This window comes from Leptolyngbya sp. GB1-A1, from assembly GCF_039962475.1.
GTDB lineage: Bacteria > Cyanobacteriota > Cyanobacteriia > Elainellales > Elainellaceae > Leptolyngbya_A.
This window is the reverse complement of the sequence record NZ_JAMPLI010000001.1, coordinates 425,123-449,097: the sequence shown is the minus strand read 5'-3', so window position 1 is coordinate 449,097 and position 23,975 is coordinate 425,123. Positions and strand designations below refer to the sequence as shown.

23 protein-coding genes and 1 pseudogene are annotated in these 23,975 nt (G+C 51.6%); 14 read left to right on the top strand and 10 right to left on the bottom strand.

What is annotated here, in order from left to right; genetic code table 11:
• Positions 1-36 precede the first annotated feature (36 nt).
• The gene (gene carA / locus NDI45_RS01970) at positions 37-1,194 is read right to left on the bottom strand and encodes a glutamine-hydrolyzing carbamoyl-phosphate synthase small subunit (RefSeq protein WP_348245957.1); all 1,158 of its coding nucleotides are present in this window, start codon (positions 1,192-1,194) and stop codon (positions 37-39) included.
• 8 nt (positions 1,195-1,202) lie between these two features.
• Between carA and NDI45_RS01965 the strand changes: the two genes are divergently transcribed.
• Positions 1,203-1,349 (top strand): hypothetical protein, encoded by a 147-nt coding sequence (locus NDI45_RS01965; RefSeq protein ID WP_190792705.1) that lies wholly within the window; start codon positions 1,203-1,205, stop codon positions 1,347-1,349.
• 103 nt (positions 1,350-1,452) lie between these two features.
• On the opposite strand, the pseudogene NDI45_RS01960 reads toward NDI45_RS01965, so the two are convergent.
• The 4 genes and pseudogenes from NDI45_RS01960 to NDI45_RS01945 all read right to left on the bottom strand — a co-directional run bounded on the left by NDI45_RS01960 (position 1,453) and on the right by NDI45_RS01945 (position 4,062).
• A pseudogene (locus NDI45_RS01960) lies at positions 1,453-2,187 on the bottom strand (class I SAM-dependent methyltransferase).
• 225 nt (positions 2,188-2,412) lie between these two features.
• Positions 2,413-2,733, bottom strand: a complete 321-nt coding sequence (locus NDI45_RS01955) for a hypothetical protein (RefSeq protein WP_348245955.1) — start codon at positions 2,731-2,733, stop codon at positions 2,413-2,415.
• Positions 2,734-2,860: 127 nt separating this feature from the next.
• A complete protein-coding gene (locus NDI45_RS01950; protein ID WP_348245953.1) occupies positions 2,861-3,715 on the bottom strand; it encodes a DNA-formamidopyrimidine glycosylase in 855 nt (284 codons plus the stop codon).
• 98 nt (positions 3,716-3,813) lie between these two features.
• A complete protein-coding gene (locus tag NDI45_RS01945) occupies positions 3,814-4,062 on the bottom strand; it encodes a photosystem I reaction center subunit IV (protein WP_190789733.1) in 249 nt (82 codons plus the stop codon).
• A gap of 505 nt (positions 4,063-4,567) precedes the next feature.
• Between NDI45_RS01945 and NDI45_RS01940 the strand changes: the two genes are divergently transcribed.
• Positions 4,568-6,031, top strand: a complete 1,464-nt coding sequence (locus NDI45_RS01940) for a hypothetical protein (RefSeq protein ID WP_348245951.1) — start codon at positions 4,568-4,570, stop codon at positions 6,029-6,031.
• Between the two features lie 37 nt (positions 6,032-6,068).
• Here NDI45_RS01940 and queA read toward each other — a convergent pair whose 3' ends face one another.
• The gene (queA, locus tag NDI45_RS01935; protein ID WP_348245949.1) at positions 6,069-7,214 is read right to left on the bottom strand and encodes a tRNA preQ1(34) S-adenosylmethionine ribosyltransferase-isomerase QueA; all 1,146 of its coding nucleotides are present in this window, start codon (positions 7,212-7,214) and stop codon (positions 6,069-6,071) included.
• A 155-nt stretch (positions 7,215-7,369) separates the two neighbouring features.
• On the opposite strand from queA, the gene NDI45_RS01930 reads away from it, so the two are divergent.
• Both NDI45_RS01930 and NDI45_RS01925 read left to right on the top strand, forming a co-directional pair.
• Positions 7,370-7,759, top strand: coding sequence for a hypothetical protein (locus NDI45_RS01930; protein WP_190789621.1), 390 nt, complete (start codon positions 7,370-7,372; stop codon positions 7,757-7,759).
• Between the two features lie 275 nt (positions 7,760-8,034).
• The gene (locus NDI45_RS01925; protein WP_348245946.1) at positions 8,035-9,504 is read left to right on the top strand and encodes a phospholipid carrier-dependent glycosyltransferase; all 1,470 of its coding nucleotides are present in this window, start codon (positions 8,035-8,037) and stop codon (positions 9,502-9,504) included.
• Here the strand turns inward: NDI45_RS01925 and trmB are convergent.
• Entirely contained in the window at positions 9,501-10,139 is a 639-nt protein-coding gene (trmB, locus tag NDI45_RS01920; protein ID WP_348245944.1) for a tRNA (guanosine(46)-N7)-methyltransferase TrmB, read from the bottom strand. The two genes, NDI45_RS01925 and trmB, sit on opposite strands and share 4 nt — an antisense overlap.
• A 419-nt stretch (positions 10,140-10,558) precedes the next feature.
• Between trmB and NDI45_RS01915 the strand changes: the two genes are divergently transcribed.
• From NDI45_RS01915 to NDI45_RS01885, 7 genes are all read left to right on the top strand, one after another.
• Positions 10,559-11,722, top strand: coding sequence for a metallophosphoesterase (locus NDI45_RS01915; protein ID WP_348245942.1), 1,164 nt, complete (start codon positions 10,559-10,561; stop codon positions 11,720-11,722).
• A 216-nt stretch (positions 11,723-11,938) separates the two neighbouring features.
• Positions 11,939-12,322, top strand: coding sequence for a 30S ribosomal protein S12 (gene rpsL / locus NDI45_RS01910; protein WP_190790286.1), 384 nt, complete (start codon positions 11,939-11,941; stop codon positions 12,320-12,322).
• A gap of 332 nt (positions 12,323-12,654) precedes the next feature.
• Positions 12,655-13,125, top strand: a complete 471-nt coding sequence (gene rpsG / locus NDI45_RS01905) for a 30S ribosomal protein S7 (protein WP_190790287.1) — start codon at positions 12,655-12,657, stop codon at positions 13,123-13,125.
• Between the two features lie 263 nt (positions 13,126-13,388).
• The gene (gene fusA / locus NDI45_RS01900) at positions 13,389-15,509 is read left to right on the top strand and encodes an elongation factor G (protein WP_348245939.1); all 2,121 of its coding nucleotides are present in this window, start codon (positions 13,389-13,391) and stop codon (positions 15,507-15,509) included.
• Between the two features lie 25 nt (positions 15,510-15,534).
• Entirely contained in the window at positions 15,535-16,764 is a 1,230-nt protein-coding gene (gene tuf, locus NDI45_RS01895) for an elongation factor Tu (RefSeq protein WP_190791333.1), read from the top strand.
• A gap of 292 nt (positions 16,765-17,056) precedes the next feature.
• Positions 17,057-17,374 (top strand): 30S ribosomal protein S10, encoded by a 318-nt coding sequence (gene rpsJ, locus NDI45_RS01890; protein ID WP_058882368.1) that lies wholly within the window; start codon positions 17,057-17,059, stop codon positions 17,372-17,374.
• Positions 17,375-17,538: 164 nt separating this feature from the next.
• Positions 17,539-18,180, top strand: a complete 642-nt coding sequence (locus NDI45_RS01885; RefSeq protein WP_190791332.1) for an LON peptidase substrate-binding domain-containing protein — start codon at positions 17,539-17,541, stop codon at positions 18,178-18,180.
• 164 nt (positions 18,181-18,344) lie between these two features.
• Here NDI45_RS01885 and pheA read toward each other — a convergent pair whose 3' ends face one another.
• The 3 genes from pheA to NDI45_RS01870 all read right to left on the bottom strand — a co-directional run bounded on the left by pheA (position 18,345) and on the right by NDI45_RS01870 (position 21,745).
• Positions 18,345-19,205 carry a prephenate dehydratase gene (pheA, locus tag NDI45_RS01880; RefSeq protein ID WP_190791331.1) on the bottom strand — a complete coding sequence of 287 codons (861 nt, stop codon included), beginning with the start codon at positions 19,203-19,205 and terminating at the stop codon, positions 18,345-18,347.
• A 195-nt stretch (positions 19,206-19,400) separates the two neighbouring features.
• A complete protein-coding gene (gene mnmE, locus NDI45_RS01875; protein ID WP_348245936.1) occupies positions 19,401-20,789 on the bottom strand; it encodes a tRNA uridine-5-carboxymethylaminomethyl(34) synthesis GTPase MnmE in 1,389 nt (462 codons plus the stop codon).
• Positions 20,790-21,076: 287 nt separating this feature from the next.
• Positions 21,077-21,745, bottom strand: coding sequence for a hypothetical protein (locus NDI45_RS01870; protein ID WP_348245934.1), 669 nt, complete (start codon positions 21,743-21,745; stop codon positions 21,077-21,079).
• A gap of 219 nt (positions 21,746-21,964) precedes the next feature.
• Between NDI45_RS01870 and rbsK the strand changes: the two genes are divergently transcribed.
• From rbsK to NDI45_RS01855, 3 genes are all read left to right on the top strand, one after another.
• Complete coding sequence (gene rbsK, locus NDI45_RS01865; RefSeq protein WP_348245932.1) at positions 21,965-22,888, top strand: ribokinase; 924 nt, start codon at positions 21,965-21,967, stop codon at positions 22,886-22,888.
• Positions 22,889-22,954: 66 nt separating this feature from the next.
• Positions 22,955-23,611, top strand: a complete 657-nt coding sequence (locus NDI45_RS01860) for a DUF938 domain-containing protein (protein ID WP_190791327.1) — start codon at positions 22,955-22,957, stop codon at positions 23,609-23,611.
• Positions 23,612-23,751: 140 nt separating this feature from the next.
• The gene (locus NDI45_RS01855; RefSeq protein ID WP_190791336.1) at positions 23,752-23,898 is read left to right on the top strand and encodes a hypothetical protein; all 147 of its coding nucleotides are present in this window, start codon (positions 23,752-23,754) and stop codon (positions 23,896-23,898) included.
• The last annotated feature ends 77 nt before the right edge of the window (positions 23,899-23,975 follow it).

Below are 23,975 nucleotides of genomic sequence, written 5' to 3'. Positions count from 1 at the left end.
GTCAGGAAACCGGATTAAAAATCAGCAAGAATTACCCTATCCTGCCCTTTGCTGGCGATGTTCGCGCATGGACTGCACAAAGTTATCGAACAAATAATCTGCGTCGTGAGGACCAGGGCTGGCTTCCGGGTGATACTGTACCGAGAACAGCGGCAGCGACTTGTGACGCAATCCGGCAACTGTACGATCGTTCAAATTCAGATGCGTAATTTCTACGTCTGCATCTGGCAGGGAGTCTGCGTCGATCGCAAATCCGTGATTCTGACTAGTAATTTCCACGCGCTGATGCAACCCGCAGGGCTGATTTAAGCCGCGATGCCCAAACTTGAGCTTAAACGTTTCGCCCCCCAGCGATAGACCGAGAATCTGGTGGCCCATACAAATGCCAAACATCGGCTTCTCGCTTTCCAGCAAGGCTCTTGCCGTCTCGATGCCCTCGGTTACTGCGGCAGGATCGCCCGGTCCATTCGAGAGGAAAATTCCGTCTGGATTGAACTTGAGGATTTCCTCTGGCGGCGTATCTGCCGGAACCACAATTACTCGACACCCGTAGCTTGCCAACCGTCGCAGGATGTTGCGTTTGATGCCAAAGTCGATCGCCACTACGGTCAACTGTTCCCCAGTAGCACTGTCTAACGTTGGGCGAAACTCCCAGGACGATTCAGTCGGGTCAGCCCATTCGTAGACTTTTTGCGTTGTCACTCCCCGCACTAAGTTCAAACCTGCCATGCTCGGAGCTCGCTGCACCTGAAGCAGCAAATCCGCCGGATCAAGCACTTCGGTTGAAATTGCCCCGTTCATTGCCCCCGTTGCTCGAATCTTGCGCGTCAGCGCGCGGGTATCAATGCCGTAAATTCCAACAATGTGATGTCGCTTCAGATAGTCGGGCAAGGATTCAGTCGATCGCCAGTTGCTCGGACGGTAACAGATGTTTTTGGCGATCGCCCCCCGCACATGAGGACGAATTGATTCTTCGTCGTCCGGGTTTACTCCAGTATTGCCTAGCTCTGGATAAGTAAAGGTGACAATCTGCCCCTCGTAGCTGGGGTCGGTCAGCACTTCCTGATAGCCTGTCATGCCCGTATTAAAAACGACTTCACCGATCGTCGTTCCGGTCGCCCCAAACGACCATCCCTGAAAGCTGGTTCCATCCGCAAGGACAAGCAGGGCAGGTTTGGCATCTGAAAAGAGCATAGGTTCCCATGAAAGTCAGCGTTATCTATATTAGAGCGCGATCGGTGGGAGTGGGACAGGGAATTGTCAGGATTACAGGATTTGTGGGGAGCAGAGGAGCGGAGGAGCAGGCGGGCGAGAAAGGTGAGGGGCGATCGCTTGCTCTATCGGTCTAATGACCAAGATAAGCGGTTGCAAAAATTTCTAAGACCACATCAGGACTTCTTCAATCCGCTCTAACACGGTTGTTATACGGCGATCGCTTGCTCATTTGCAATTTCATCTTGATTTATGTGCAATAAAGGCAGCATGGGCTTTTGGTAGTTTATATTGACCATAACTACGCATGACTGGAATCTGGAACCCTATCTCACGAAGTTTTTCAGCCATGTCTTTCGCCTTGTACAGTCGTAAATGATGTACTTCTTCATCTCGCCTGTAATGTTCTCCCACTTTTCGTAAAGTGATAATGCGACGAATCAATATTGACTGCTCTTGATTCTCCTCCTTCTCAACAAGAACTATTAAGTCTTACCCTTCAGTAAAACTCTGAGTTTTATTTCCTTGCATCCCCTATCCTGGTTCTGCAATATCAAAGAGGAACACACCTCCTGGAGTTAATGCGCTGTAGATGCGATCGAAGAGTTGAGTCAGCGTGTGGCAATTGTTATCTGTATCAAATAGATAGTTGAAACATTCACCAATTGAGACAACAGCATTGCAAGACGGGATGTTGGTCTTAAACAATGACTCCACTCGAAACTCAGCACCCGGAACTCTGGTTCGAGCAATTGCAACCAGAGGCTCAGAAATATCGATTCCAAGAACATGATAATGAGCCTTGCTAAGCTCTAAGGCTGATAATCCACTTCCACATCCCAAGTCCACTACTAAACCTTCTCGAATCCTGTTTTGATCCAAAATATCAAGGATGCCAGGAGCGGATTTGAGAGCATATTCGCTGTGACCAACATCATGAATGTATGCAAGGTCTTCCTTGTACCAATTTTGCATCTCTTCACTCCAGCAAATTATTGCGTGAATTTCTACAATTGCGTCTCACCAATAACTAATAACTGAAGGGTACTGTCTCCACTCAGGGCTGAGTTGTATAACGGCGACATTCACCGGCTGCCAGTAGCCTCTCATCCTAGCCGATCGCTTTCAACAGTCCGGTGCAATGAAGGGTTGGGGTACGGTAACTAGGACTGAGCCTCACCCAACATCTAACCGACAACATTACCCCTCGGAAAGAATGAGCAGAAGAACGACATTTAGCAGCGCAGTTACACTACCTCCCAAAGCTGCACCTTTAACTAAATCCCACTTTCGTGAGCGAGCCGCATAAATCAGTAATGGAGTAAGATACAGGGCTTGAGATACCCCTATAAATATTCCTGTAAAACCAACTAGGTTTATGTCAACACGGTTGGGACGTATAGGATTTCCAGGGGTGTAATACCATGCAAAAAGAGCAATTCCGAAGCAGGCAACAACTAGATTAAACACGACTATCAGGAAGGCATTGAAAACAATTTTGCGTTCATCCTCCACTTGCATAAAGATTTACCAACCACAGTTACTAAACTGTAGCTATCTTGCCGATCGCCGTAAAGTGTTGCCCTATTACTTCACTGATCCTCTATTTCATTACGTTGAACCAACCCATTCTGCATTAGGGAAATGGTTAAGCAGAGGGCTGACAGATCGGGCAATAATGCGCCGATCGCCCCGCTAATTTAATTCGCTCGATCGGGGTTTCGCAGTTGCGGCAGGGTTCGCCTTTGCGATCATAAACCCAGGCAATGCCGCCGTAGTTACCGTTAATGCCCTGGATGTCTCGAAAGTCGCTAAAGGTGGTTCCGCCTGCGCCAATGCTGTCTTGCAACACTTTGATAATTGCCTGATGAAGCTGTTTGACCTGCTCTGGAGTGAGATTGGCTGCCAGCGTTTCCGGGCGAATCTGGCTCAGAAACAGGGACTCATCTGCATAAATATTGCCAATGCCTGCGACGATCGCTTGATCCAGCAGCGCGTTTTTGATCGGACGCTTGCGGTTTTGCAGTCGCTCTGCGAGATACTCAACCGTGAAATCCGGTGAAAGCGGCTCTACGCCCAAGCCTTGCAGTCCAGAAATCACCGATCCAGGCGATCGATCGGGCGGCACGTACCACATCTGACCAAAGGTGCGCTGATCGACAAATCGCAGTTCACGATCGTTGGGGAAAAAGAGCCTGACGCGACAGTGCTTTTGCAGCGGCTCATCCTGCAACATCCAGAGCAACTGTCCGGTCATTCGCAGATGAACTCCTAGCCAGCCCGCAGGTTTTCCAGCATCGTTTACCAGTTCTGCCAGCAGATATTTGCCGCGACGCTGCCACTGGATGATCGATTGACCCATTATGCCTTCTACAAATTCCGCAGCAGAAAAGGGGTAGGCGATCGTGCGATCAAGCAGCACAGTCCCACCCCTGATCGATTGATTCAGGGTCACGCTATTTAGACCCCGACATACGGTTTCAACTTCAGGCAGCTCAGGCACGGCTAAACAAAAATGGGAACAGGACTGCTAGAAAACTTTACAGCGATAGGCTGCAATGCTTTAGACAATTTCCGATTCCCATTCTAGCCTTTAGTAACTTAAGCTTTGGCGGCTGGCTTGGTAGCAGGCTTTGCCGGAGCTTCAACTTCTACTAGCTCGTTGAGGGCGAAATTGTTGGTGTTCACGCCGCCTGCCGAACCGCTGTATCCGCTGTAATTCACGGAGTCAAACCGGACAACTACTGGATAGCGAATGCCGCTTTGATCGATCGAGGCGACCGTTCCGACTTCGTTGTACCAGAAGGACGTTTGGCGGAGGACTCGAACCTTTGAACCGCGTTGAACCATGGCTCTTTTCCTTTGGGATTTGCTTTGATTAAAAATCAATTCCGCCAGATTCAATCCATTCCAATCAATAGAAAATCTATCGAAAGGTCGATGATCTGGGGAAGAAAACAGACAGGAATCGTCTTACACCTTAAACCGTTTTTGATCGGACATCAACCCGATCGAAAATTGATAATTTGCTGAGTTTCGACACAATTCTTCAAATCAATCTAAACCTGCAATAACGCTGCCCCTAAGCCTGCTAAAAGCTGCAATTCTGTGCCAGTTTCCTAACACTTGCGCCCTGCCAATGGGAATGCGATCAATCCCAGTTCATCACTCAATGCTAGGAAAGAGCAATGAATCAGGCAAACAATGCCAAAATTGCTGCCTGCGTGCTACGTCAACGCTTCCTGATTAAGGCAAAATGTTCCCTAGTGATAAATCATCACTTTGATACTTCGATCAATCGGGGTTGATTGACTCGTTTTGTTCACACAGGCGATCGTTTAGGGAGCGGGACAGGATGAAATGGCGGAGTGTGGTGAAGCGCGTACTGGCTCCGATGCTGGTGCTGGTGTTGAGTTGGGCAATGGTGAGCTGTAGTCAGTCTGGCAGTATCGCCCGCAAGTCGCTGCTGTCGCGATCGGGAAATCGACTGGCAGAAATTGCGCCGCCTAGTGTGATTCAGGAACTCAAGCAGTACACCGACATTTATCAGCCGCAAGTGACGATCTTGAGTCCACGTTCTGATGAGGTGCTGGAAGACACGCAAACCTCTGTTAAGCTTCAGGTGCGTGATCTGCCCTTGTTTAAGGACGAGGAATTTGAGCTGGGCTATCATCTGCACTTTATTTTGGACAACCAGCCCTATCAGGCGATTTTTGATGTCGATGAGCCGATCGTTCTAAGCGACCTCGAACCCGGAACCCATACCATCCGCGTTTTTGCCTCCCGTCCCTGGCACGAGAGCTTTAAAAACGAAGGAGCCTTTGCTGAAACTACCTTCCACATCTTTGCCAAAACCCCTGAAAACAATCCCGACCCTCACCAGCCCTTGCTGACCTACAGCCGTCCCAAAGGGAACTACGGTGCGGAACCTGTCCTGCTTGATTTTTATCTTACGAACGCACCGCTTCACTTTGTCGCTCAAGAAAATAGTGAGGACGCGATTCCCGACTGGCAAATTCGCTGCACCATTAACGGAGAAAGCTTTACTTTCGATCGCTGGGAGCCGATTTATCTACAAGGCTTAAAGCCTGGAAGAAACTGGGTTCAGCTCGAACTGCTGGATGAAAACGGCAACCCGCTGCCCAATGCGTTTAATAACACGATTCACATCGTCAACTATCAGCCCAACGGCACCGATGCCCTATCCCGCTTGATTCGGGGAGAAATTCCGCTGACGATCGCCCGTCGCCTTACCGACCCCAACTACACGCCACCTGCCCCCGAACCCGCTGCGGTCGAAGAAACGCTCGAAGAAGTGACCCCCGCAAAAACGCGAGAACCAGATCAGGAAACTTTGCCCGAGAAAACCGGGAACGAAACGACTGAACTGCAGCCCCAAGCCATCCCCAATGCTTTCGATCGCGCAACTGAACAGACTCCCGTAGAAATTCCGGCTGAATTAGAGCAGCCCGACGATGAGGAAAGCATTCGAGAAGAGTTAGCCGATGAAGTGAAAGAGCAGCTTCAAAACGAACTTGAAGCATCCCCGTCGGAAGCAGCAGGGAAAGCCAAGGACGATCGCTCGCCCCTCCTGATTCGCCCGGTAGAGCAGTCTGCTCCCGAATCCGCTCAACCCAATGCTCCGGACGCAGCTCCCCAGGCAAAACCGCCTGTCCTTCCCTCAACGCCTAAGCAAGACGACCTGCCGCCTACCCTGCCCGAAATCATTGAGGAGCCGGACATTCCGACAACGCCTGCTCCCCCCCCTTCGCGATTGCCTGCCCCGATTCCACGCTTCCTGACCTTCCTGACCCGATAAGTCCTGAACCGATAAGTTTTGATGAACTAATCAGCTCTCAGATCAAGCGGGCTTCTGGCAAAATCAGCATCGCATCTCCAAAGGAATAAAAACGATACTCCTCCTCGATCGCCATTTGATACAGATCGAGAAGTCGTTGTCGCCCAATCAAAGCACTCACGAGCATCATTAAACTCGACTTGGGCAAATGGAAGTTGGTAATTAGCCCTTCGACCACGCGCCACTGAAAGCCGGGATAGATGTACAAATTCGTTTTGCCGCAGTAGGGTTGCAGGGTTCCGGTTTGGGCGGCTGCCCCTTCGAGCGATCGCACGGCTGTTGTGCCGACTGCAATCACTCGTCCTCCGTTCGCCTGGGTTTGCTGAATCTTGTCTACGGTTTCGACAGGGATCTCCAGCCATTCGCCGTGCATCTGGTGCTGCGTAATGTCGCTCGACTCGACCGGACGAAATGTGCCCACTCCCACATGGAGCGTAATAAAGGCGCGCTGAATCCCGGCTTCATCTAACCGTTGCAGCAGTTCTGGGGTAAAGTGCAGTCCTGCCGTTGGAGCCGCCGCAGAACCGGGGCGATCGGCATAAACAGTTTGATATTGCTCCGCATCCGCTTCAGACTCATGGATATAGGGCGGCAAAGGCACATGACCCAGATCAGCCAACAGCGGCAGCAGCGATTGACCGGGCGGCAAGTCAAATTCCAGATAGCGTCCCCCGGTTGCGGGTTCAACGGCTAATACCTTTGCTGTTAGTTTGGGGCGAGGTCGATCGGTTTCGTTTGCGGCAAAACCAGGAGAATTTTCATCTGGAGAATGCTCAGATATTTCGGGAATTTCGTTGCCCCAAAACTCGATTTGCGTCCCCACCTTCACCCGCCGACCTGGTTTTACCAGAGCAAGCCATTGATTGATCTGAGGCTGTTCTTCTAACAGCAAAACTTCAACGTTGCCGCCATTCGGCTTTCGTCCAAACAAACGGGCAGGAATCACGCGAGTGTTGTTGAGCACTAGCAAATCTCCCGGCTGAAGCAGTTCGGGCAGATCGCGGAAACTGCGATGCTGATAGTCTTTCGTACCCACAACCAGCAACCGGGAACTATCGCGCGGCACGGCTGGATTTTGAGCAATCCGCTCTGGTGGCAAAACGTAGTCGTAGGATTCCAGCAGGAGATCAGAATTTTCAGGCATTGCGTCAGGTCTTTTTGAAACGATCGATAAACTAACCCGATGGTCATCACGTTGGGTGAAATTCCCTATGCAGGTTAGGGGGCTTTTCCCCTATTCCTTCTGGGACTATGACGAGAAGATTAAAGAGTAGCATTTGCAGGATACGACAAGAAGTTATGGATTATATCTACTACCTCGCAAATGCCAGCCTGACATTGAGAATCGTGGAATATCTCCATTCAATGCCCTGGCTCCCTGTTCGCTTTGTCACGGTGATTCATCAAATTGATGGTTGGGTCATTAAGGTAAAGCTAAGCCGCCCCCTCGACGCTCAAGACGATGGAGACTTTCGATCGTTTCTCAACGAGCTAGGTATTCCTTACGAACCTGAGATTCGCGTAAGAATGGCGCTCTGGGGACTAGAGACTGGGCAGACTCCGGTGGAGGTAATGCGTCGATATCAGGTGGCAGTTGTGTCGCATGGAAACCCCGATCGCAGCGAAATTGAGGACTTCCGCAAACAGTTTGTGCAGGGCTTAGGCTATTGTCCCGAAACGCTTGCTTAATAACTGGTTCTTAACCCCAGATTGAGCATTATTTTAGAAATAGCCGTTAACAATCTTCTGCTTTCTGGTTCAACGATCGATTCAGAAATTAAAGTTTGGGTGGTGAACTTTGGGCACACAGAGAGTGTGCCTTTCCTTTTTTAAAGGAGAAAAATTGTTCAGGTCAAACCGCTTGCGATCGACCCAAACGACTTCCGGTTATTCCCCGAAGAAGGCACAATTGGGATGTTTGTTTAGGGTGTTTTTCCCTAGCCGTTTCCTCCCTTGTTGCGACCATGCCTTCGATCGCCTTAAAACCCAAGCCTGGCTCTGACGCTTTTCCCTGGTTTAGCTTGGGTCTCGTTTTAATCTTTCTTGGTTCTCTGGGGCTGCGGTTCTGGGAATTGAGCCGTTTTAATACCCTGGTGTTTGATGAGGTCTACTACGCCAAGTTTGCAAGTAACTGGTTGAAGGAAGAAATCATCTTTACCGGACATCCGCCCCTGAGCACCTACATCATTGCTTTTGGCATCTGGCTGGGCGAAAAGCTGCCCTGGAGCGGCGAAGTCAAAAACGGCTTGGCAGGTCTGACGGTTTCTCCGTTTAGCTATCGCTGGCTGAATGCGGTGACTGGAGCTTTCATTCCGCTGATTGGGGCGGCGATCGCCTATCAAATCACCCATCGCCGTAGTTTTGCCCTGATTGCCGGGTTTCTAATGGCGATCGACGGTTTATTTCTGGTCGAGTCTCGCTACGCGCTGAATAATATCTACCTGGTGCTGTTTGGACTGCTGGGACAGTCGGCGTTTCTGGCGGCTCTGCAAACGGAATCGCTCAGACGATGGCTCTGGCTAATTTTTGCAGGCGTTTGGTTTGGCGCAACGGCAGCGATCAAATGGAACGGGCTGGGCTTTCTGCTGGGAATCTACCTGCTTTGGATAGGGGCATGGCTCTGGCAATGGCGATTCCCAACTCAAGGTTTTGCTGAAACGCAGCTTCCTCTGCAAAAGCTAACCCAGCTCCACCTCGGACATTTTTTGATTCCGCTGGCGATCGTCCCCGCGCTTACTTATTACGTAAGCTGGATTCCCTATATGCAGGTCGATGGCTCTGCTCTCAATTTCTGGGAACTTCAGTACCAAACCTATGACTATCACCGTCGTGTTGGCGGTTTAGAGGCGCATCCCTATTGCTCGCTCTGGTTTAGCTGGTTAGTGATGTTTCGTCCGGTTGCCTATTTTTACCAGGTCGGTTCCTCTCCGAACGATCCGGCAGTGATTGCGGGAGTGGCTGCGGTTCCCGGTCAGAGCAACTTTGTCTTTGATGTTCATGCAATGGGAAATCCCCTGCTCTGGTGGTTTTCCACGCTCGCCATTCTGCTCTTTTTGGGTGTGTTTCTGGTTCAGCTTCGGCAAATGATCCGCCCTCAACCGGATGAATCAGGGTCAGCCTTTCGACCTAACTCAACTCGCTGGATCGTTGCCTATCTTGCCCTCAGTTGGGCAGCGAACCTGCTTCCCTGGCTCAGCGTCAAACGCTGCACGTTTCTGTATCACTATATGCCGTCGCTGATATTCGCGATTCTGGCACTCGCCTTTATCCTCGATCGCTGGCTGCAAAGTTCGGTTTACTGGCGGAAAGTAACTGCGCTTGGGGTTTTACTAACGCTGCTGATTGCCTTTATCTTCTGGATGCCGCTCTACCTCGGACTGCCGCTGACCCCTGAAGCGATCGCCCTGCGTCGGTGGTTTCCCTCCTGGATTTAACGACTTGCCCGCTCAAACACAGCACGATAAACAAGTTCTCCTCGCTCCAGGGTCGATCGCTCCCGTTCGGTCTGAATTCCCAGCGGATTCTCTGCTAGCCACTCCTGACTCTGCCGCACAAATGCTGGATGCTCCTGAAACCGATCGCCCATCTCGATCGCCACCGCTTTTACATCCGACTGCAAAAACACTGTTCCCCCTGGAATTAAAAATTTTGCCAGTTCTGCCACAAGTTCTGGCTGCACTACTCGCCGCTTCTGGTGTCGCTTTTTAAACCAGGGATCGGGAAACTGAACGCTAACGCGGTGCAAAACGTTTGCCGGTAGGGACTGAAGGAGCGATCGCGCTGAATTATTCGCATTACAAAACAAATAGTGGAGATTCGTCAAACCCGCTTCCTCGCGCAGCTTATTTGCCTGGATGACGAGCGGTTCCCTGATTTCGAGTCCCAGAAAATTCCACTGGGGAAACTGCTGCGCCATCTCCAGCACAAACTGACCCCGCGCACAGCCAATATCCAGATGCAGCGGCTGATTCAGATCCGCATAAACCTTCTCCCACTCAGGCACAGGCGCAGGCTGCTGATACTTATCGCTAAGCGGATTAACATGCTGACGCACTCGAACGGTTGCCACAAATCTACCTCAACGTCTCTCACTACCAACGTCTTTCGCTACCAGCGTCTCACGCTTTCAAAGTCCCCTGGTGTTGAAGGATTTGGGGAGCAATGGAGTACCCTTCACCTCCTCAAATATCCCTCATGCCATACCAGGCTGCGTTCATACCTTTCCTAGCCTAATCGATCGCTGAATCGACCAATGCAATCCGCTCCCTCAGAATGCATGTAATCAACAACCTTATCCGGGCTTCTTGTGAAGCTTCAATTCGGGCTTCTTGTGAAATGATCATCTTGCCTTTTGGAGCGGGGCATTCAAGCAACCGATCCGACAAGCCATCGAGATTCAAATCATTGCAACTCGCACGATATCCCTAATTTTCAAGCTCCCCGTCCAGAAGTTATACTCGCACCAAGCCTTTTAATATTCAAAATTTCATGTCGCTCCGCTTTCGTTTTGGAATTATCAGCGATCCTCACATCGCTTTACCTCACACAATTTGGGATTCGCCCCACCGCTTTCATCTGGTCGAAGTCAGCATTCCGGCGATCGAACAAGTTCTGGATCACCTCACCCAGCTCGACTTAGATTTCCTGCTGCTACCTGGTGATCTGACTCAGCACGGTGAACCGGAAAATCATGCCTGGCTCGCCGATCGCCTTTCGCGGTTGCCGTTTCCTGCCTATGTGATTCCTGGCAATCACGATATTCCTCACGCTTTTGCAACTGATAAATCGATCGGGCTCAAAGAGTTTCCCCACTACTACCAGAAATTTGGCTACAGCGATCCCAACCAACCCTACTACACCTGCAAACTGCTGCCCGGAGTGCGGTTGATCGGGCTAAATTCTAATTTCTTCGATGCTGCCGGACAGCAAATAGCCACAGGTCGTTTAGACGACAATCAGTTCGCCTGGCTTCAGCAGGTGTTATCTGAAACAGCAGGCGAATTTGTTCTGGTGATGGTACATCACAATGTCCTGGAGCATCTGCCCGGACAGTCCCAAAACCCGATGGGGCAGCGATATATGCTGTCCAACGCGCCAGAACTGCTGGCTCTACTGCGACAGGCAGGCGTACAGCTTTTATTCACCGGGCATCTACACGTTCAGGATGTCGCGCAGCAAGGAAATCTCTACGAAATTACAACGGGTTCTCTGGTCAGCTATCCCCATCCCTATCGAGTGCTCGAATTTTACCAGGATGATTCCCCTAACGGAGAACTGCAAAGCAAGCACGACACCCAGCTCGAAATCCAATCCCATCACATTACATCGGTTCCCGGTTTCCCAGATTTATCTCACACTTCGCGGGAATGGATGGGCGATCGATCGCGCTCCTTTATGCTCAAGCTTCTGACCCAACCTCCTTTGAATTTGCCTCTGGAAGCGGCTGAGCAATACGTACCCTCCCTCAGATATTTTTGGGCAGATATTGCGAAGGGAGACAGTCAATTTTATTTCCCAGAATTTCCACCGCGGCTCAACCGATACTTTGCTCAGTTTGGTGCGATCGCTCTTCAGGAGAATGAAGAGGTTGTAGGTGAGGCGATCGATAATCAGGCAGTTCTCTCACTGGGAGGTAGGTTGAGGAGTCTTTGACCTCCTGAATTGCTCTCGAAATTCCCGATTTGGGAGAACTTTGAAAGCCAGTAGTGCTCTGGCTCACTTCTTTCAGAATGAGGGGGTTAGGGGAGCAGCTTGAGATGACCACACAAACCCGATCGGCAGAATTGACGGATTTTCAATAAAATTGATATATTAGTAGACTGTGAAAACTTTAGGAAAATACTCAAGCGGCAAGACCTGCTCTAACTCATGCCAACGATTCAGCAGCTAATCCACACCGAACGCCAGAAAATTACTAAGAAAACCAAGTCCCCAGCTTTGAAGAGCTGCCCTCAGCGTCGTGGCGTCTGCACGAGGGTTTACACGACTACGCCCAAAAAGCCGAACTCAGCCCTGCGGAAGGTGGCGCGGGTTCGCCTTACTTCGGGATTTGAAGTTACGGCATATATCCCCGGTATTGGTCACAACTTGCAGGAACACTCGGTTGTTATGATTCGGGGTGGACGGGTTAAAGACCTTCCGGGCGTTCGCTATCACATTATCCGTGGAACGCTGGACACCGCAGGCGTGAAAGACCGCAAGCAGGGTCGATCGAAGTACGGCGCGAAGCGTCCCAAGGCAGCAACTAAGTAGATAGTTCATCAATGTTTCGCTGCGTCTCGTCGCTGTCTGCTGAGCAATCTGAGTTCTGCAAATGCCTGCAGTCTACTGCTCAGCTTTATGCTCTAACTGTTTAACGTTCGACTCTTTAAGCAGTCCTGATTGCCTGGGCTGCTTGAAGCAATGTGTGGGACCATTTCCTGCTCATGCGGCTGAGCGGACAAAAAAACTATTGGGGAGACCAGCCGAAGCGATGCGTTTCCTGTATTTCTTCGGTAAACTGTACTCCCTGTAAAAACCTAAAAACCTGCTGTCCTTAAGGGCGGCTCCGCAATCAAAGTCAAGCAAGATCAAGGTCAAAGCTTATGTCTCGTCGTACAACTGTTCAAAAACGCCCAACTCCGCCCGATCCGGTACACAACAGCCGCCTCGTTAATATGATGGTCGTCCGCCTGATGAGAAGCGGCAAGAAATCCATCTCTTACCGAATTGTTTACGATGCGTTCAAGATTATTCAGGATCGCACGGGCAACGAACCGCTTGAAGTGTTTGAGCGGGCAATCAAAAATGCCACTCCCCTGGTCGAAGTGAAAGCTCGCCGGGTGGGTGGTGCAACTTATCAGGTTCCGATGGAAGTTCGCTCCGATCGCGGCACGGCACTGGCCCTGCGCTGGCTTACGACCTATTCCCGAGCGCGTCCCGGCAAATCGATGGCAAGCCGTCTGGCAAACGAACTGATGGATGCCGCTAACGAAACAGGCAGCACAATCAAAAAGCGGGAAGAAACCCACCGGATGGCAGAAGCTAACAAAGCGTTCGCCCACTACCGTTACTAAATTTGCTCTGGCGAGATTGCGATCGCAGTCAGGCGAGTGATTTGAACCAGCAGTGTTTCCTGGGGAGTAGGCATCTTGCCCGCCCAGTTCACTAAGCTGAATCACTTGCCGCTTGCGATTGGTGAGGATACCCATCCAATAAGGTTGGAAATCCGCAATCGTGAGAGTTCGCAGAAACTACACAGAGCCAGGGACAAAAGTATAGAATCTTAACAGTGCTTGTCGCTAAGCATAAAGATGCAGCAGAGACTAAGGAGGTAGCTGTGGCACGGACCGTCCCGCTAGAACGGGTGAGAAACATTGGCATTGCCGCGCATATCGACGCGGGTAAAACGACGACAACTGAACGAATTCTGTTTTACTCCGGTGTGGTTCACAAGATGGGTGAGGTTCACGAAGGAACTGCCGTCACCGACTGGATGGAACAGGAACGGGAACGGGGCATCACGATTACGGCTGCTGCAATCAGTACGCAGTGGACTCGTCGAAATCCTGATGATCCAACTCAGCCGATGCCCGGTGAACCCGAATATCGCATTAATATCATCGACACGCCGGGTCACGTAGACTTCACTATCGAAGTCGAGCGATCGATGCGGGTGCTGGACGGTGTAATTACTGTGCTTTGCTCAGTCGGCGGCGTTCAACCCCAGACAGAAACTGTTTGGCGGCAAGCCGATCGCTATAGAGTGCCTCGCTTCATCTTCGTTAATAAGATGGATCGGACGGGCGCGAATTTCTACAAGGTTTACAGCCAGGTAGTCGATCGCCTGCGGGCAAACGCTGTGCCGATTCAACTTCCGATCGGGGCTGAAGACCAGCTGCGCGGCATTGTAGATCTGGTGCGGATGAAGGCATATATCCACGCCAACGATCTCGGTACGGATGTTCAAGTCACGGATATCCCGGAAGAGATGCAAGATCTGGTGCAGGAATATCGCACAAAGCTGATCGAATCTGTTGCCGAAACTGACGACAAATTAATCGAAAAGTACCTGGGCGGCGAAGAACTTACCGAAGACGAGATTCGGGCAGGTTTAAGAAAGGGAACTATTGCGGGAACGATCGTCCCCATGCTGTGCGGTTCTGCCTTTAAGAATAAGGGCGTGCAGCTCATGCTGGATGCGGTGATTGACTATCTGCCTGCGCCTTCTGAAGTCCCTCCGATTCAGGGCACCCTGCCCGATGGCAGCGAAGCAGTGCGTCATGCAAACGACAATGAGCCGCTGTCTGCGCTGGCGTTCAAGATCATGGCAGACCCTTACGGTCGCTTGACCTTTGTGCGCGTGTATTCTGGTGTTCTGACGAAGGGCAGCTATGTCTACAATGCAACGAAGGGCAAGAAAGAGCGGATTTCGCGCCTGATCATACTGAAGGCAGACGATCGCCAGGAAGTAGACGAACTGCGGGCAGGCGATCTCGGTGCAGCTCTTGGACTGAAGGACACCTTTACCGGAGACACGATCTGCGACGAGAACTCAACCATCATCCTGGAATCGCTGTTCGTTCCTGAGCCCGTGATCTCGGTTGCAGTTGAGCCGAAGACCAAGCAGGACATGGACAAGCTCTCCAAAGCACTGCAAGCTCTGTCGGAGGAGGATCCCACCTTCCGCGTTACGGTTAATCCCGAAACGAATCAAACCGAGATTGCCGGAATGGGTGAGCTTCACCTGGACATCCTGGTCGATCGAATGAAGCGGGAATACAAGGTTGAGGCAAACATTGGTGCGCCTCAGGTGGCATACCGTGAAACCATTCGTAAACCTGTTCGGACGGAAGGCAAATTCGTGCGTCAGAGCGGCGGTAAGGGTCAGTACGGTCATGTGGTCATTGAGGTCGAACCGGGTAAACCAGGATCGGGCTTTGAATTTGTCTCGAAGGTCGTCGGCGGTGCGATTCCAAAAGAATATGTTGCCCCGGCTGAGCAAGGGATGAAAGAAGCCTGCGAGTCCGGCATCATTGCTGGGTATCCAGTGATTGACTTGAAGGTAAGATTAGTAGATGGGTCGTTCCACGAGGTTGACTCTTCTGAAATGGCTTTCAAGATTGCTGGCTCAATGGCAATCAAGGATGCTGTGATGAAGGCATCGCCTGTTCTGTTAGAGCCTATGATGAAAGTTGAGGTCGAAGTTCCCGAAGACTTCATTGGAAACGTCATTGGCGACCTTAACTCTCGAAGAGGTCAAATCGAAGGACAGGACACCGAGCAGGGAATTGCAAAGGTGACTTCTAAAGTCCCTCTCGCAGAGATGTTTGGATATGCTACCGATATCCGGTCTAAAACCCAGGGTCGCGGCATATTCACGATGGAATTCAGCAACTACGACGAGGTTCCTCGTAACGTGGCTGAAACCATCATCGCAAAGAGCAAAGGGAACGCATAGTCAGTAAAGAGGAACGGATAGATACATGGCACGCGCAAAGTTTGAACGGACTAAACCCCACGTCAACATCGGTACGATCGGTCACGTTGACCACGGCAAAACCACGCTGACGGCTGCGATCACAATGACCCTGGCTGCTCTTGGACAGGCGCAAGCGAGAAAATACGATGAAATCGATGCGGCTCCCGAAGAGAAGGCACGGGGTATTACGATCAACACCGCTCACGTAGAGTACGAAACTGAAAATCGGCACTACGCCCATGTGGACTGTCCGGGACACGCTGACTACGTGAAGAACATGATCACGGGTGCAGCACAGATGGACGGTGCAATCCTGGTGGTAGCAGCGACCGACGGTGCAATGCCCCAAACCAAGGAGCACATTCTGCTGGCGAAGCAGGTCGGCGTACCCAGCATCGTGGTCTTCCTGAACAAGGTAGACATGGTGGATGACGAAGAATTGCTCGAACTGGTTGAACTCGAACTGCGCGAACTGCTCAGCGAATACGAGTTCCCCGGTGATGATCTGCCGATCGTGCGTGGTTCCGGCCTGAAGGCTCTGGAAGCGATGATCGCTAATCCGAAGACGGGTCGCGGCGAAAATGACTGGGTTGACAAGATCTACGAACTGATGGATGCGGTAGACTCCTTCATTCCCACGCCTGAGCGGGATGTGGACAAGCCCTTCCTGATGGCGGTTGAGGACGTATTCACGATCACGGGTCGGGGAACGGTCGCAACTGGACGGATCGAGCGTGGAAAGGTGAAGATTGGCGACAACATTGAATTGGTTGGCATTCGCGACACCCGTAATACAACTGTGACCGGAATCGAGATGTTCAAGAAGAGCCTCGAAGAAGGGATGGCAGGGGACAACGCGGGTCTGCTGCTGCGGGGTCTGAAGAAAGAAGACATCGAGCGCGGCATGGTGCTGGCGAAGCCCGGTTCGATTACGCCTCACACCGAATTTGAGGGTGAAGTGTACGTTCTGACCGAGAAAGAAGGTGGTCGTAAGACGCCGTTCTTCGCAGGCTACAAGCCCCAGTTCTATGTACGGACAACTGACGTGACGGGTTCGATCGAATCCTTCACCGCAGACGACGGCAGCAACGCCGAAATGGTGATGCCTGGCGATCGTATCAAAATGAATGTGAAGCTGATCAACCCGATCGCAATTGAGCAGGGAATGCGCTTCGCAATCCGTGAGGGCGGTCGGACGATCGGTGCAGGCGTGGTTTCTAAGATCCTCAAGTAATTCAAGATTGAGTCTTAGGGCAATCGTTTGAATAAAACATGGGCAGCAGTTGGTCTTTGGGCTGGCTGCTGTTCTTCTTTGACGCCGTGAAAGTCCCATTCCCCTAGTATTGAGGGATTTAGGGGGCGATGCAGGGTGTACCCATCCTGTGGCAATACCTGCTCAGACAACTCCTCTCCAAAACTTCCATAAAGCAGTACACTAGATCAGGCGACACGCTGCAAAGCCGCCTCTCTGGATTAAACCAGATTGAACCGACAAACTGAACCTAGACAACTTAACGGGAACGCTCATGGCAACGATTCAACAGCAAAAAATTCGGATTCGACTGAAGGCGTTCGATCGCCGCTTACTGGATACTTCCTGCGAAAAGATTGTAGACACGGCAAACCGCACCAATGCGACTGCGATCGGTCCAATTCCTCTCCCCACGAAGCGTCGGATTTACTGCTTGCTGCGATCGCCGCACGTAGACAAAGACTCGCGGGAGCACTTTGAAACCCGGACGCACCGCCGTATTATTGACATTTACCAGCCTTCATCTAAGACGATCGATGCGTTGATGAAGCTGGATCTGCCCGCAGGCGTGGACATTGAAGTGAAGCTGTAAATCGTCGAGCTCTCCGCTTGGGATTGCCTTCACGAATACGATAGACTGTGAAGAGTAGCTTAATCTTTCAAGATGGCTACTCTTTTTGCATTAGACCTTTGCGGGTGCGAAGCTGCCCACTGGGGTTAAAACGTATCTGTTTGCCGTTAGGGATAGAGACTGCAATGACTTTTTCCTCATCGATCGCCGTTCGTGAACTGCCCCTCTTTCCCCTTCCCGAAGTTGTTTTATTTCCTGGTCGTCGCCTCCCCCTTCATATCTTTGAGTTTCGCTATCGGATCCTGATGAATACGGTTCTTCAGGGCGATCGTCGCTTTGGAGTGCTGATGGTTGATCCGGCGGAGGGGAATGTTTCTGGAATTGGATGCTGCGCCGAGATTGTTCAGCATAAGCGTACCTCAGACGATCGAATGTATGTTGAGACGATCGGGCAGCAGCGGTTTCGGGTGCTGGAATACGTGCGGGAGCGACCCTATTACGTGGGCTTGGTCGAGTGGATCGAGGATCACCCGTCAGAGCAAGATTTACGAGGTCTTGCAGGAGATGTGAATCAGCTTTTAGAAGATGTGGTGAAACTTTCCACAAAGTTAACCGGGCAGGAAATTGAACTGCCGGACGATATTCCCAGTTCGCCGATCGAGCTGTCCTACTGGGTGGCGTCGAATCTGCAGGGCGTTCCTCAGGAACAGCAAGCTCTTCTGGAATTGCAGGACACGGTAGCCCGACTAGAGCGAGAAGCTGAAATTCTCACTTCGACTCGGAATCATCTTGCTGCTCGGACTGCGTTGAAGGACGTGTTTCAATAGCGTTCGACCTGCTGCATTTAGGAAGCCAAATTAATTAAGAAGTGCGGAATGACTTCTGTGACTTGATTTCTATGACTCGATCGCCTTCTGCTTAACCAACTACAGCGTTAAGAAAGCCCGGTGTTAAGACTGTTGTGCCCGTGTGTGATCCTGTTGTGATCAACTCACTCTGGCTTTAGCTGTCCATTGACTACGGTTTGAATGTTGTAGCTGCCGAAGATCTTCAGAGTTTCGGTGCAGCTTCTTAGTTCTGCTAGGGCAGACTGCACTGCCTCGGACTGCAAATCGGCTTCTAGATCCACAAAAAACAAGTAATCTCCAATGGCTCGCTTTGTGGGGCGAGATTCAATGCGGCTAAGGTTAATATTGCGTCTTGCCAGCACATCCAGCGTCTTCACTAAAGAACCGGGCACGTTGGCAGGCAGATTGAAGGCAAGCGAAGTGTGTTTTCCAGTAGAGGCAGGTTCGAGGCTGATAATCCAGAAGCGGGTGCAGTTGTCAGGCAGGTCGTTAATGGGATGAGCCAAGATTGGCAAATTATAAAGGTGAGCCGCTCGCTCAGACGAAATTGCACCGATGTGCGGGTTGTCCAAGTGCTGGAGTGCTTCTGTGGTGGAGTTGGTTGGAATCAGCTGAGCCGTGGGCAGAAATTTTTCGAGCCAGCCCTGACATTGGGAAATTGCTTGTGGGTGAGAGTAGACGATTTCGATCGCCTCTAACCCGGACGCACGGGACAGCAGCGCATGGGAAATCGGCAAAACAAGTGCCTGCTGAATTTGGAGCGCGTCAAACTGCCAGACCGTATCAAGCGTCATCCGAACACTGCCCTCGGTTGAATTTTCGACTGGGACGACGGCAACCGGGACTTCTTGCTGTGCGACAGCACGAATCGCTTGAGCAATGCTGGGGTAAGGCATTAAAGGCAGCGTTATGCCCTTGGTTTGGGACAACCACTGAGCGCAAGCAATCGCAGCACTCTCGGTATAGGTTCCTGTGGGTCCCAGATAAGCGATTAATTCTGGCATAGGAGATATCGGGGCAATCAGCGAAAGAAGAAACGCAGATCGTGCTGAAGCTATGCAATAGCATACCTTGTTTGGGCAAAAAGCAATCGGGGGCGACGAAGCCTGCGGTTTGCCTGAAGTTTCCTGGCTGTAAGGGCACTGCGAAGCAGCTTTCTCGACCCATCTAGGTAATCTGGGACGGTTTAAAGAGTGAAGTTACTTGCCGATGCAGAACTTGCTAAAGATTTGATCCAGCACAGCTTCGGTCACTTCTTCTCCGGTAATTTCTCCTAGAGCCTGGATTGCTGAGCGCAAATCGATCGTCCAAAAATCGAGCGGCAATTGAGCGGCGATCGTCTCCTGAACTTGGGCGAGTGCGCTCTGGGCGCGGGTGAGGGCGGCAGCTTGTCGCTGGTTGATGGCAAAGTCGAGGTTCGCTGCCTGAAGTTGATCTGCGTGAATAATAGCAACGATCGCCTTCTCTAAATCTTCAATACCTTTTTGCTGGGCAGCGGCGGTTTTAACGATTGGGTGTCCGGCAGGAAGGTCAGGCAGGGTATCAATGAGGTCAATTTTATTGAGCACCAGAATGAGCGGACGGTGCTTGACCTGCTGATAAATTTCGAGGTCTTCTGCGGTCCAGCCTGCTTCAGCATCAACGGTTAGCAGAACCAGATCGGCAGTCTGGGCGGCTTGGTGCGATCGTTCGACGCCGATTTGCTCGACGCGATCAGCGGCTTCCCGAATGCCTGCGGTGTCGAGTACCTGAATAGGAATGCCCTGCACCACCAGATAAGATTCCACCACGTCGCGGGTGGTTCCGGGTAGATCCGTGACGATGGCGCGATCGGTACGGCTCCAGGCATTGAGCAAACTGGATTTGCCGACATTGGGACGACCCACAATCGCCACCTTCACGCCCGTTCGCAGCAGTTCTCCTCGATCGGCTGTCGCAAGAATTTGCTGAACCGATCGCCGAACTTCATCAATTTGTACCCGAATCCAGTCTTCGTCGAGCGGCGGCAGATCGTCCTCAAAATCAATCCGGGCTTCGACTTCTGCCAGAATTTCCAGACCGATCGATCGCAGGTGACGAATGGGCTGGGCTAGCTTGCCCTGAAGTCCTGCCAGTGCGGTTTGGGCAGCCTGGGTAGACTGTGCCCCTACCAGATCGGAAATGCTTTCTGCCTGGGTGAGATCGATCCGACCATTGAGAAATGCTCGCAGCGTGAATTCTCCGGGCTGTGCCAGTCTTGCGCCCTGTTCCAGGCAAAGCTGAAGCACCTGCTGCACTGCCATCATGCCGCCGTGACAGTGAAATTCCACCACGTCTTCACGAGTATAGGAACGGGGAGAGAGCATCAGCATCAGCAACGCTTCATCGATCCCCTGCCGGGTTTGGGGATGGCGCACCTGCCCATAAAGAATGCGGTGACTTTCCCAGGTCTGATTTCCAGGTGCATCAAACAGCGATCGGGCGATCGCCAGTGCCTCTCGACCTGAAAGCCGCACAATGCTAACGCTGCCTTGCTGAGGCACAACGGCTGTGGCAATAGCGGCGATCGTTTCGCCCTGATAAATTTTGGCTGGAGCTGGATGACCCATGCGGTTTGCTTGATTCCTTGATGCTGGGTAAATCCCTGACGAGATTGTCTCTTTCATCCTACTCCAGCCCCAGAGCGGCAATGGCACGAATGCAAGCTTCAGCCCTGCAAAAGCGAGGCAAAAGCGAGGCAAAAGACACAAAAAAGGAGATACAGCTTAGCCGTACCTCCGAGGATGGGGTTAGATGCAGTTTGATTGTTTAATTGCTAGACGAATCGCCGCACGAATCGCCATCTATTCAGGCTTAAAAACTTAAAAACAGTGCGGCTTAGGGTTCTCGCATTGCCTTAGATTTCTTCGTCTTCTTCGATTTCTTCGTCGTCCACATCGAGCGCTTCATCGATCGACTGAGCTGCATGACGGAACGCATTGCCCAGCTTGTGCAGTTTGCCCTTGTAGCCGCGCTGAGCCTCGTTAGCGAGTTCGTCGGTTTGTTCGCCCAGTTCGTCCAGTAGTTCGATAACGTCTTCGCTCTGGTCTTTCTTGCCCGACAGCAACTTTTTAAGCTGTTTCAGGTTCGCAGCAACTTCTTTGTAGGACTCGTCTTTGGACTTATGCAGGATGTCGTACCATTCGTCGATCATGCCGACTGCGACTTCCGCATCCATTTCGGTAATGTCGTGTGCGGCAAAGATTTCGAGCAAACCGTCTAGCTCTTGTGCTTCATCGATTTCGTTCTCAGAGTGAGACTTTTCTGCTTTCGCAGGGTCGTTCTTGCTGGCTTTTGCGTGATCGTCTTTTTTGCCTTTCGACTCTGGGCGCGATTCAGCCGTGTTTTCCTTTGCTTTTTGATTGTGCTTTTCTTTCTGATCGTCTTTCTCTACGTGCTTCGCTTCACCGTCAGTTTTGTCTTTTGCTTTTGCACGCGATTCAGCCGCATTCTCTTTGGCTTTTTGATTATGCTTTTCATGCTGATCTTCAGCAGTCGGCTTGCTCTTTTCTTCTTTAGCTGCCATGGGATAATCCTTTGTAGGAAGAACGGTACGACGATCAGCATAAAAAGCTTGATTTGCCTCAACCCTCTTTCCAAAGGTCTAATGTAAACAGCCCTCCGTCGAAAGAAATGCTTTTGAGTGCCGATCGCCCCTCAACTGCTCCATTCCCCGCTCGTTTGCCGTTTTCGATCGCGCTTTTTCCCAGTTTTGCCCCATAATTTTGCCGTATGAGTATTCCGCATGAGTGTCATTGTCTTTGGTAGCCTTAATCTCGATCTGGTTGCCCGAACACCTCGGCTCCCGATGCCCAGTGAAACATTGACCGGATACTCGTTTGAGACGATTCCAGGCGGTAAGGGCGCAAATCAAGCAGTGGCAGCCGCTCGGCTTGGCATTTCAACGCACTTGATTGGGCGAGTGGGGGGCGATCGGTTTGGGCAAACGCTGCTTCAATCTCTTCAGAGCGATGGTGTTCACTGCGAAGGTGTAGCGATCGATGAGGCGAGTCATTCGGGCGTGGCGCTGATTACCGTTGATGATGCTAGCGAGAATCAGATCATTGTGATTCCTGGTGCAAACGGACGGGTCGGCGAGGCAGAGGTGTATCGTCTGCGATCGGTTTTGTCGGACGCAAAGGTACTGCTGCTTCAGCTTGAGGTTCCTCTAGCGGCGATCGAGGCAGCAGCTCAGGCGGCAAAACAGGCAGGCATCCCAGTAATTCTCGATCCGGCTCCAGCCCAATCGGATTTCCCCGCTGAACTTTACTCGCTGATTGATATTCTGACGCCAAACCAGGTGGAAGCCAGTCAGCTTGTGGGATTTGCGATCGACACCGAAGCTGAGGTGGTTCGTGCCGGACAAATTCTACATCAGCGCGGCGTGCAGACAGTGGTAATCAAGCGCGGCAAACAGGGGGCATGGGTTCAGACCGCAACAGAGGCGTTTGCGATCGAAGCCTTTCCGGTGCAAGCAATTGATACGGTTGCGGCAGGAGATGCCTTTAATGGGGGACTTGCGGCTGGACTCGCAAGCGGTTTGTCGCTTCAAGCGGCTCTGATTCAAGCGGCTGCGGTTGCTGCCCTTTCTGTTACCCAGACGGGGGCGCAGCCTTCGATGCCAACCCGAGAGGAGGTTGAGCGGTTTCTTGAAGAGATGGGGAGATGAGGGGAGGAGGAAAGTAAAAGCGTTAGAACAGTAGGATGAGTGAAAACTATGCCGCGCTAAACCCCAATGTCTTTTCCTGATGCCCGTCAATATGCCCCGGCAACTGAGCGAAACCGTGAGCCGATCTTAAATGTGCTGCGTCAGGTGTTGCCGCCGGATGGAACGGTTTTGGAGATTTCGAGCGGGACGGGGGAACACGCTGTTTTTTTTGCGCCCCGGCTTGCTCCGCGTTTGTGGCTGCCTTCTGATCCTAATCCGCAAGCCCGTGCCAGTATTGCGGCATGGCGACAGCAAATCCCGGCTGAAAATCTCTATCCGCCAATTGCTCTGGATGTCCGCGATCCGGTGTGGGCAGTAGAGCAAAATCCCCTCCCCGAGGAGCTGCAAGGACTTAACCTGAACCGAAATCCGATTCGGGCGATCGTCAACATCAATATGATCCACATCTCGCCCTGGTCTGCAACGCTGGGACTGATGGCAGGCGTGTCTCGTTTGTTGCCAGGGGGTGGAATTTTGTATCTGTACGGTCCCTATCGGCAGAACGGCAGGCATACGGCCCCGAGTAATGCCGCGTTTGATCAGAGCTTGCAAATGCAGAATCCAGACTGGGGCGTGCGTGATCTGGAAGCGGTGGTGGCGGCAGCAGCGGCAGAAGGCTTGTCGTTTCTCAAAACCTGGGAAATGCCTGCCAATAATTTTTCGGTGGTGTTTGAAAAGCTTTAAGCCGACAGCCGATCGTCTTTGGACAAGCGAAGCAGTTGAGAAATCTGCTGACCAATCATAATAGAAGGTCTAAGTAAGCAAAACGGTTTTAGACCTTGACCCCGTGCAACGCAACCTTCACCCAGCGCAGGAGCAACCCCATGCCTAGCCTCGATCGAAAAGCAAACCGCAAGATGGAGCAAAATATTGACAAAAATACGATCCGAATCGAGCCAGTGACTGTCGTGGTGGCAATTTTCGCGCTGCTGCTGCTGCCCCTGCTGCTGTCGGGCTTTCTGTTTCAGTAAGTTTCAGTCAGTTTGAGTGAGTTTCAGTTATTTCGCGTATTGAGGCGTTTGCTTTGACTTCTTCTCCTCACCCCCAA

What these genes read in the sequence shown, in the direction of transcription:
- carA (WP_348245957.1), bottom strand. Translation starts at nt 1,194, where the DNA reads ATGCTCTTTTCAGATGCCAAACCTGCCCTGCTTGTCCTTGCGGATGGA.
- NDI45_RS01965 (WP_190792705.1), top strand. Translation starts at nt 1,203, where the DNA reads ATGAAAGTCAGCGTTATCTATATTAGAGCGCGATCGGTGGGAGTGGGA.
- NDI45_RS01955 (WP_348245955.1), bottom strand. Translation starts at nt 2,733, where the DNA reads ATGCAAGTGGAGGATGAACGCAAAATTGTTTTCAATGCCTTCCTGATA.
- NDI45_RS01945 (WP_190789733.1), bottom strand. Translation starts at nt 4,062, where the DNA reads ATGGTTCAACGCGGTTCAAAGGTTCGAGTCCTCCGCCAAACGTCCTTC.
- NDI45_RS01940 (WP_348245951.1), top strand. Translation starts at nt 4,568, where the DNA reads ATGAAATGGCGGAGTGTGGTGAAGCGCGTACTGGCTCCGATGCTGGTG.
- queA (WP_348245949.1), bottom strand. Translation starts at nt 7,214, where the DNA reads ATGCCTGAAAATTCTGATCTCCTGCTGGAATCCTACGACTACGTTTTG.
- NDI45_RS01930 (WP_190789621.1), top strand. Translation starts at nt 7,370, where the DNA reads ATGGATTATATCTACTACCTCGCAAATGCCAGCCTGACATTGAGAATC.
- NDI45_RS01925 (WP_348245946.1), top strand. Translation starts at nt 8,035, where the DNA reads ATGCCTTCGATCGCCTTAAAACCCAAGCCTGGCTCTGACGCTTTTCCC.
- NDI45_RS01915 (WP_348245942.1), top strand. Translation starts at nt 10,559, where the DNA reads ATGTCGCTCCGCTTTCGTTTTGGAATTATCAGCGATCCTCACATCGCT.
- rpsL (WP_190790286.1), top strand. Translation starts at nt 11,939, where the DNA reads ATGCCAACGATTCAGCAGCTAATCCACACCGAACGCCAGAAAATTACT.
- rpsG (WP_190790287.1), top strand. Translation starts at nt 12,655, where the DNA reads ATGTCTCGTCGTACAACTGTTCAAAAACGCCCAACTCCGCCCGATCCG.
- tuf (WP_190791333.1), top strand. Translation starts at nt 15,535, where the DNA reads ATGGCACGCGCAAAGTTTGAACGGACTAAACCCCACGTCAACATCGGT.
- rpsJ (WP_058882368.1), top strand. Translation starts at nt 17,057, where the DNA reads ATGGCAACGATTCAACAGCAAAAAATTCGGATTCGACTGAAGGCGTTC.
- NDI45_RS01885 (WP_190791332.1), top strand. Translation starts at nt 17,539, where the DNA reads ATGACTTTTTCCTCATCGATCGCCGTTCGTGAACTGCCCCTCTTTCCC.
- pheA (WP_190791331.1), bottom strand. Translation starts at nt 19,205, where the DNA reads ATGCCAGAATTAATCGCTTATCTGGGACCCACAGGAACCTATACCGAG.
- mnmE (WP_348245936.1), bottom strand. Translation starts at nt 20,789, where the DNA reads ATGGGTCATCCAGCTCCAGCCAAAATTTATCAGGGCGAAACGATCGCC.
- NDI45_RS01870 (WP_348245934.1), bottom strand. Translation starts at nt 21,745, where the DNA reads ATGGCAGCTAAAGAAGAAAAGAGCAAGCCGACTGCTGAAGATCAGCAT.
- rbsK (WP_348245932.1), top strand. Translation starts at nt 21,965, where the DNA reads ATGAGTGTCATTGTCTTTGGTAGCCTTAATCTCGATCTGGTTGCCCGA.
- NDI45_RS01860 (WP_190791327.1), top strand. Translation starts at nt 22,955, where the DNA reads ATGTCTTTTCCTGATGCCCGTCAATATGCCCCGGCAACTGAGCGAAAC.
- NDI45_RS01855 (WP_190791336.1), top strand. Translation starts at nt 23,752, where the DNA reads ATGCCTAGCCTCGATCGAAAAGCAAACCGCAAGATGGAGCAAAATATT.